The organism is Anatilimnocola aquadivae (assembly GCF_049819085.1).
Classification (GTDB): Bacteria; Planctomycetota; Planctomycetia; order Pirellulales; family Pirellulaceae; genus Anatilimnocola.
This window is the reverse complement of record NZ_CP187419.1, coordinates 5,733,751-5,741,194: the sequence shown is the minus strand read 5'-3', so window position 1 is coordinate 5,741,194 and position 7,444 is coordinate 5,733,751. Positions and strand designations below refer to the sequence as shown.

Annotated in this window: 6 protein-coding genes; 4 read left to right on the top strand and 2 right to left on the bottom strand. The window is 57.7% G+C overall.

Features of this window, described 5'->3' with window-relative positions; all coding sequences use genetic code 11:
- Positions 1-20: 20 nt before the first annotated feature.
- Together NA78x_RS22570 and NA78x_RS22565 are read left to right on the top strand one after the other, a co-directional pair.
- Positions 21-2,468, top strand: a complete 2,448-nt coding sequence (locus tag NA78x_RS22570; protein WP_425614643.1) for a DUF1553 domain-containing protein — start codon at positions 21-23, stop codon at positions 2,466-2,468.
- 10 nt (positions 2,469-2,478) lie between these two features.
- Positions 2,479-3,903 (top strand): DUF1501 domain-containing protein, encoded by a 1,425-nt coding sequence (locus NA78x_RS22565; protein WP_425614642.1) that lies wholly within the window; start codon positions 2,479-2,481, stop codon positions 3,901-3,903.
- Between the two features lie 20 nt (positions 3,904-3,923).
- Here the strand turns inward: NA78x_RS22565 and NA78x_RS22560 are convergent, their stop codons facing one another.
- Complete coding sequence (locus tag NA78x_RS22560) at positions 3,924-5,156, bottom strand: cytochrome P450 family protein (protein WP_425614641.1); 1,233 nt, start codon at positions 5,154-5,156, stop codon at positions 3,924-3,926.
- A 51-nt stretch (positions 5,157-5,207) separates the two neighbouring features.
- The gene (locus tag NA78x_RS22555; RefSeq protein WP_425614640.1) at positions 5,208-5,402 is read right to left on the bottom strand and encodes a hypothetical protein; all 195 of its coding nucleotides are present in this window, start codon (positions 5,400-5,402) and stop codon (positions 5,208-5,210) included.
- A gap of 158 nt (positions 5,403-5,560) precedes the next feature.
- Between NA78x_RS22555 and NA78x_RS22550 the strand changes: the two genes are divergently transcribed.
- Together NA78x_RS22550 and NA78x_RS22545 are read left to right on the top strand one after the other, a co-directional pair.
- Positions 5,561-6,322, top strand: a complete 762-nt coding sequence (locus NA78x_RS22550) for an intradiol ring-cleavage dioxygenase (protein WP_425614639.1) — start codon at positions 5,561-5,563, stop codon at positions 6,320-6,322.
- A 470-nt stretch (positions 6,323-6,792) separates the two neighbouring features.
- Complete coding sequence (locus NA78x_RS22545; RefSeq protein ID WP_425614638.1) at positions 6,793-7,410, top strand: 50S ribosomal protein L25; 618 nt, start codon at positions 6,793-6,795, stop codon at positions 7,408-7,410.
- The last annotated feature ends 34 nt before the right edge of the window (positions 7,411-7,444 follow it).

Genomic DNA, 7,444 nt, shown 5'->3' with positions numbered 1-7,444 from the left:
CGTCGGTTAGCGTAGCCCGAATGCCATTCAAGTCGAAACCTGTTGTTGCACTGACTGGTGCAATTGTCCTGCTGCTCAACTTCACCGCAGCGGGGAATGCAGCCGAGATATCTGCTGAGGATCTCGACTTTTTCGAGAAGCGAATCCGCCCCATCTTCGTCGGGCACTGCTACGAGTGTCATAGTGCCGAGCAGAAGAAGCACGAGGGTAGCCTTTCGCTGGATTCTCGCGAAGCAGTCTTCAAGGGGGGCGATTCAGGGCCTGCGGTAGTTGCCGGTGATCCCGAAAAGAGCCTGCTGATCACGGCTGTTCGGCACACCGATAAAGATCTCAAGATGCCGCCCGAGAGCAAGCTTTCGGCGGCACAGATTGAAGACCTGACTGCGTGGGTCAAACGAGGCGCTCCCGATCCGCGATTGCCGGTTGCTAAGACAGGCGACCTTGCGCGGCCCAAAACCGGCATGAGTTTGGAAGAAGGGCGAAAGTTCTGGTCGTTTCAGCCTGTGGCGGAACCGGCCGTTCCCCAGGTCGCGAACCAAGGCTGGCCCGCCAAGCCGATCGACCACTTTATCTTGGCCAAACTCGAAGCTGCGGGAGTCAGCCCCGCGCCGCCAGCTGATAAACGAACCTTGCTCCGGCGAGTGACATTCGACTTAACTGGGCTACCACCAACGCCTGAGGAACTCGCAGCGTTCCTGGCCGACGATTCGGCCCAGGCATTTGAAAAAGTGGTGGATCGATTGCTCGGTTCTCCTCGCTACGGTGAACGCTGGGGGCGTCATTGGTTGGATGTGGTGCGGTACGCCGATACCTGCGGCAACGCATCCGACTATCCGGTTCCGCAGGCTCATCAGTATCGCGACTGGGTGATTCGAGCGTTCAACCGCGACTTGCCCTACGATCAGTTTGTGCGAGAGCAGATTGCTGGCGACTTGCTCGGTGGCGACAGCGAAGCCGAACGCTTCGAACGAATCAAGGCAACCGGCTATCTCGCCATCGCCAGGCGCTTTGGCGGCGATCGAATGGGCGAGCATCACCTGACGATCGAAGATACCATCGACAATGTCGGACGAGCCTTTTTGGGGTCAAGCATCGCGTGTGCTCGGTGTCATGATCACAAATTCGATCCTTTCACCAGCAGTGACTACTACGGACTGTACGGCATCTTCAGCAGTACGCGTTATCCGTTTCCCGGTGCGGAGGTCGGCCGGCAGCAAGTGGACTTTGTCCCGCTCATGACCTCAGAAGCGATTGAAGCCTTGCAGAAGCCTCACAAGGAAAGAGTGGCGGCGCTCCAAGCCGAAGTGAATCGCCTGCAGGCCGCCGAAGCAGAAGCCAAGAAGTTACCCGATGCTCTTGAGAAAGCAGCGGCGGTCGAAGCAGCAACTAAAGCGTTGAATGAAGCTCGGCAGAAACATCAAGCAGCAGTCAAGGAGGCACCGGCAATTGCGGATGCCTATGCGGTCGCGGAAGCGAAGCCGGAAAACGCAAAAATACATGTACGTGGTGATCCCAAGCGGCTTGGCGATGAGGTTCCGAGACACTTTCCGGCGATTCTCGGCGACCAACAACTGCCGGCCGATTGCAGCAACAGTGGCCGCCAACAGTTGGCCAATTGGCTGAGCAGTCCGCAGAATCCGCTCACGGCAAGAGTGATGGTGAATCGCATCTGGCAGCAGCACTTTGGCAAGGGAATTGTGCAAACTCCCAACGACTATGGCCGTCAAGGGAAATCACCAACGCATCCAGAGTTGCTCGACTATCTGGCCTCGCAGTTCATCAAGAACGGGTGGTCGATCAAGGCAGTTCACAAGCAAATACTGCTCTCAAGTACGTGGCAGCAGGCGAGCGAAGAACCTACCAGTGGAGCCAAGGACCCGAATAACGAGTTGTTTGGTCGATTCACGCGACGCCGCTTGGATGCCGAATCGCTGCGCGACTCCATGTTGTTGGTGAGTGGAGAACTCGATGAAACGCCCGCGGGTGCGCATCCATTCCCACCTGCTCACTCCTGGGGTTGGACCCAGCACAATCCGTTCAACGCTGTCTACGAGACGCGCCGGCGCAGTGTTTATTTGATGCAGCAGCGGCTGCGCAAGAATCCGTACCTGGCGATTTTCGACGGCGCTGATCCGAGTTCAAGTACCGCCGTGCGACTCCCGAGCACCACGCCGCTGCAAGCACTGTTCTTGATGAACGATAAGTTTGCCCACGCTGCGGCAGCCAAGCTGGCCACTCGAGTGCTTGGCAGTGCTGCGGAAGATTCCAGGCGGCTAGAGAGTTTGTATCAGCTAGCTTTGTCGCGAGCCCTTGAAGCAGAAGAGTTGGTAAATTGCACGGAGTTTCTGCAGGCTTATCGGACCAAACTGACTGCCCAAGGAACGCCACAGCCTCAAGTGGAACAAGACGCTTGGGCGGCACTGTCGCGAGTGATTTTGAGCAGCAATGAGTTCGCCTTTGTGGATTGAGAGACCGTCGATGACACAGATTCCGCTGAGCCGGCGTTCGATGATTCAGTCACTCGTGGGTGGCTCGCTGTTGCTACCGGGCATCGTTGCTGAGCTGCTCGCGCAAGAAGCTCCACCGGCCTCCAACGCGGCCGATCCGCTTGCGCCGCGCGAACCTCACTTCACGCCGCGGGCCAAGCGAGTGATTTTTCTGAATATGAGCGGCGGCGTTTCTCACGTCGATTCGTTCGACTACAAGCCGCAGTTGATTGCCAACCACAATCAATCGTTTCACGTTCCGCAAAAGATGCTCGAGGCCTTTGCACCGAACAATCGAGTGGTGGAAAAGTACTTCAAGAAGCCGCAGTGGGAATTTAAGCAACGGGGCCAGTCGGGGCTGTGGATCAGCGAAATGTTTCCGCACATTGCTGGCTGCGCCGACGATCTGTGCCTAATTCGCTCGATGCGGGCCGATCATCCCGATCACTTTCAGGCCACACTCGGCATTCATACCGGCTCGGTCACGTTTGCCCGGCCGAGCATCGGTGCCTGGGTGAGTCACGGTCTGGGCACGATTAATCAGAACCTGCCGTCATTCATGGTCCTAGCGCCGCACCTGCCTTATGCCGGTGGGCAGGTATGGGCGTCCGATTTTTTGCCCGGTTGTCACCAAGGGACACTTGTTACGCCAGGCGCCGAGCCGATCGCGAACATCAAACGGCGACAAGCAACCGTCGAACTGCAGGAAATGGAATTGGGTTTAGCCCAGGCCTTAAATCGCAAACACTTTGCTCAGCGACCAGCGGATGCCAATCTCGCCGCGCGGATCAAATCGTTTGAAACTGCATTTGGTATGCAGGCCGAAGCGCCGGAAGCTTTCGATCTTTCTCGCGAAACAGATGCGACCTTGCAACTTTATGGCCTAGCCCGAGGGAGCGCGCAAGGCTTTGCCTGGCAGTGTCTCATGGCCCGCCGCTTGGCCGAACGCGGAGTGCGGTTTATTGAATTGATCGATACGGGCGCTTCGAATAATTGGGACTCGCATGGTGATATGAGTGCGCACGGACCGCTGGCGAAGAACGTCGACCAGCCCATTGCCGGTCTACTGAGGGATTTGAAAGCTCGCGGCATGCTCGACGAGACCCTCGTCGTCTGGACGACCGAATTCGGTCGCACGCCGTTCAACACCGGCAAAGATGCCAAGGGACGAGAGCATCATGCCGAGGTCTTTACCTCGTGGCTGGCTGGTGGCGGCGTGAAGGGGGGCATGAGCTACGGCGACAGCGATGAGCATGGCTGCGCCGTCGGTGCCAACGAAGTCCATGTGCATGATTTTCATGCCACGATCCTGCACTTGCTCGGGCTCGATCACGAACGGCTGACGTATCGACACGCGGGGCGAGATTATCGGCTGACCGATGTCGCGGGTCGCGTGGTGAAACCGATTCTGGCTTAGTAGTGCTGTAAGAAGGTTCTCTACAGGTAAACCGGCAATTCCAGCAGCCCCCGCGAACCAGGTCGCGCCGAGTAGCGAAGTTCGTGCGGCGGCGTGGCGAGACGAAGGTTGGGAAACTGCGTAAAGAGGTTTTCCAAAGCGATGCCGATCTCGGCGACTGCGAGCTTCGCGCCGAGGCAGAAGTGAATGCCAGTACCAAACGCGACATGCCGATTCGGCTGCCGATGAAAGTCTAGCACTTCAGGATTCTCGAATTCGCTCGGGTCGCTATTCGCCGAGGCCAGGCACGCTAAGACCATTTGTCCGCGGCGGATGTGCTGGCCGCAAAACTCCAAATCGCTCTGGGCATAGCGGGGCTTGGTGAACTGAGCGAACGAAACGTAGCGCAGCAGTTCTTGCGACGCATTGTCTGCCATCTTCCAATCACTCGTAAGTTCAGTCAGGCGCGCTGGATTGTCGAGCAACGTGACGACGCTCAAGCCAATTTGGTGCATCGTTGTCTCGTGCCCGGCGACCAGAATCAAGAAGACCATCGCCAGCAGTTCGTCGTGACTGAGTCGATCATCGGCTTCTTCAGCCTGAATGAGTGCCGCAATCAGTCCCTCGCGAGGCTGGCTGGCCTGCCGGCGAATCTCATCGGCCGCATAACGCATCAGTTTCATCAGTCCCCGCACGCCACCGACGATTCCCAGGACGGAACCCGTGGTGCCAATACCGGCTGCCCACTGAGTGAACTTGGGCCGATCCTCGGGCGGCAACCCCAGCAGTTCGCAAATGACGGCGAGCGGAAATGGTCGGGAAAAATGCGAGAGTAAGTCGACCGGGCGCTTCGAGCGATTGAACTCGGCGGCCAAACCATCACTGGCTTCGCTTGCCAGCTGCTGCAATCGTGGTCGCATGGTCTCGATGCTATGCCGCTGAAAAGCTTGATCGACCAGGCTGCGCAGCCGGCGATGATCGGGCGGATCACGAGAAAGTAAGTTCTTGGTAATTGGCTGCAGGGTTCGTGGCAGCCAACGCAAAAGTGCGCCCATCAACCAGTTGCTACTCGTCGAATAACTTTGCACGAATCGCTGCGAATCTCGCATCAACTGATTCACTGCTTCATACGAAGTTGCGAGCCACACCTTGCCAAAAATCGGCAGGCGAACTCGCACCAACGGTCCAGCCTCTCGCAGTTGGGCAAGCAGCGGGAAGGGATCCCGCTTGAACGCCTGCGAGCGAAGATCAACGGAAACGACAGGAGCCTTCATTGCGGCACAAACTCAATCCAAGAGGCGTTGAACTAGCCAAGTGGCTAACGATCACGGCTGCGTCAATTCCTGAATCTCGCGATCGCGGCGCTCGGTCTCACTACTCACGGCATCCAGGCTGCGCCGTAATTGCCCGGACTTCGTGGCAGGATCGCGGGTCATCCAGCCGATGAAGGTTGCCGCCGCAGCGAGTACAACGAGCGCTACTCCGACGACAATCGCGACGCGGTTCTGCTGGTAACTCATTCCCCTTTGTTAACACACCTCGTGCAGCGATGCCAAGTAATCCCCGCAAACGAAACTTTGCTGTGCACTGGGTCGGCACTTTGGTACGTTGGGATGGTTGAGAGTGGCAGAGATTCGCTCGATTCGACTCCTCTTCTTTTCTGTTCGGAGTGGCAGCTATGTTGCGAAACAGTTTTTCTCGCCGGAACTTTCTGGCTCAGTCGGCCTTCACGGCAGCGATGTTCACGACGCCCGGGTTGTTTGCCGAAGCATTGTCGGTGACGCCGGCGATGACGGAAGGGCCCTTCTATCCCGACAAGTTGCCGCTCGATACCGATAACGACTTGTTGCTGCTGAACGACTCGATCACGCCCGCTGTGGGCGAAGTGACGCATCTGACGGGCAAGATTCTCGACCTCAGCGGCAATCCGATTGTGAATGCCTATGTCGAGATCTGGCAGGTCGATCATCACGGGGCCTACTTGCATGCGGGAACGAGCAACGCCGACAAGCGCGACAAAAATTTTCAGGGCTACGGCCGCTTTTTGACGAACAGAAAGGGCGAGTACTACTTCCGTACGATCAAGCCGGTGCCGTATCCGGGGCGTACGCCGCACATTCACGTTGGCATCAGCCGAAATGGCAAACGAGTGCTGACCACGCAGCTGTTTGTCGATGGCCACGAAGGAAACGCCCGCGATGGCATCCTCCGCGGGCTCGGCGAGCAGGCCAAAACGGTGCTAGTGCCGTTCAAGGCGATCCAGAGCTCGAAGATCGGCGAACTGGCAGCGAATTTCGACGTCGTACTGGGCAAGACCGCCGAGGATCCAAAGCCGGGCGAGATCACCGCCGGAGTGGCGAAGGCTGGTGGGATGCGCGGCGGACCCGGCGGACCCGGCGGTCGTGGTCCTGGTGGTCCGCCTCGTCCGCGACCTGAGTAACCAAGACTTACGGCGAGTGTGAGCTGACAAACCGCAAAAGGGGGGTGTCCAACGAACGGAGGCTTTTTTTGCCAGCACCTAATGCAACTCTCGGGTTTCGGCGAGATTCCTGTTCAGCCATCGGGTGTTTCGTTGGACAAGTTGGTTCATCTCGGCCTCTGTTTTTAGAGCCCCTTCCTGACGTAAGTCAGCTTGCGTCGTCTGCTCCCACGGCTGCGATGTCAAAAGTGGGTCGTTGATAAACGCGGGTGGTTTGTCAACGAATACGACCTTCCGAAGAGTCGCCCAGAGTTCCCAAAGTAAGTCGCACGGGCCCGCCAAAATCCTTTCGGATTTATCTGTGGGATGCCCTTGCCCGCCAGCATTTTTTTGGCACAATAGGGGGTTTCTCGCCCTACGAACAATTGTCCCTAAGAGCAGTATTGCTAGGGAAATAAGACGTTTTTGTTTGCCGGAAGGAATGAGCGGACATGTCAGATACGCTGGTCGTCACGAAACGCGAAAAACTAGGCACGGCCGAAACCCGTCGCTTGCGCACCACCGGTCAAGTTCCGGCCATCCTCTACGGCCACGGCGAAGCCAACGCTCCGCTGTCAGTGCCTGTCGGTCAACTCAACGCTGTCATCAAGCACGGTGGCAAGCTCGTCAAGCTGAGCGGCGAAGTCACCGAAACGGCCGTGCTGCGTGAAGTGCAGTGGGATACGTACTCGAAGGAAATCATTCACGTCGACCTGATCCGCGTGTCGGAAAAGGAACTTGTGGAAACGACCGTCGCCATCGAACTCAAGGGAACTGCCCCTGGTTTGACCGAAGGCGGCGTGCTGCAGTTCGTGTTGCACGAGCTCCATATCGAATGCCCCGCCATCTCGATTCCGGACAAACTGTTCGCGAACGTGAATGATCTGCACCTGGGCAAGGCCATTCACGCCAGCGACATCGCGCTGCCGGAAGGTGCCAAGCTGACGAGCGATCCACACCTGGTGGTGGTCTCGTGCATCGCCGCCAAGACCGAAGAAGAAATGGACGCGGCCGAAGGAACTGCCGAGCCCGAATTGATCCGCAAGGAAAAGGAAGAAGGCGCCGAGTAGTTGGCTCCGGTTGGTTTATGGTCGAGACTGCAGG

Excerpts from the sequence above, each read along its gene's own strand:
- NA78x_RS22555 (WP_425614640.1), bottom strand. The coding sequence starts at position 5,402 with ATGAGTTACCAGCAGAACCGCGTCGCGATTGTCGTCGGAGTAGCGCTC.
- NA78x_RS22560 (WP_425614641.1), bottom strand. The coding sequence starts at position 5,156 with ATGAAGGCTCCTGTCGTTTCCGTTGATCTTCGCTCGCAGGCGTTCAAG.
- NA78x_RS22550 (WP_425614639.1), top strand. The coding sequence starts at position 5,561 with ATGTTGCGAAACAGTTTTTCTCGCCGGAACTTTCTGGCTCAGTCGGCC.
- NA78x_RS22545 (WP_425614638.1), top strand. The coding sequence starts at position 6,793 with ATGTCAGATACGCTGGTCGTCACGAAACGCGAAAAACTAGGCACGGCC.
- NA78x_RS22570 (WP_425614643.1), top strand. The coding sequence starts at position 21 with ATGCCATTCAAGTCGAAACCTGTTGTTGCACTGACTGGTGCAATTGTC.
- NA78x_RS22565 (WP_425614642.1), top strand. The coding sequence starts at position 2,479 with ATGACACAGATTCCGCTGAGCCGGCGTTCGATGATTCAGTCACTCGTG.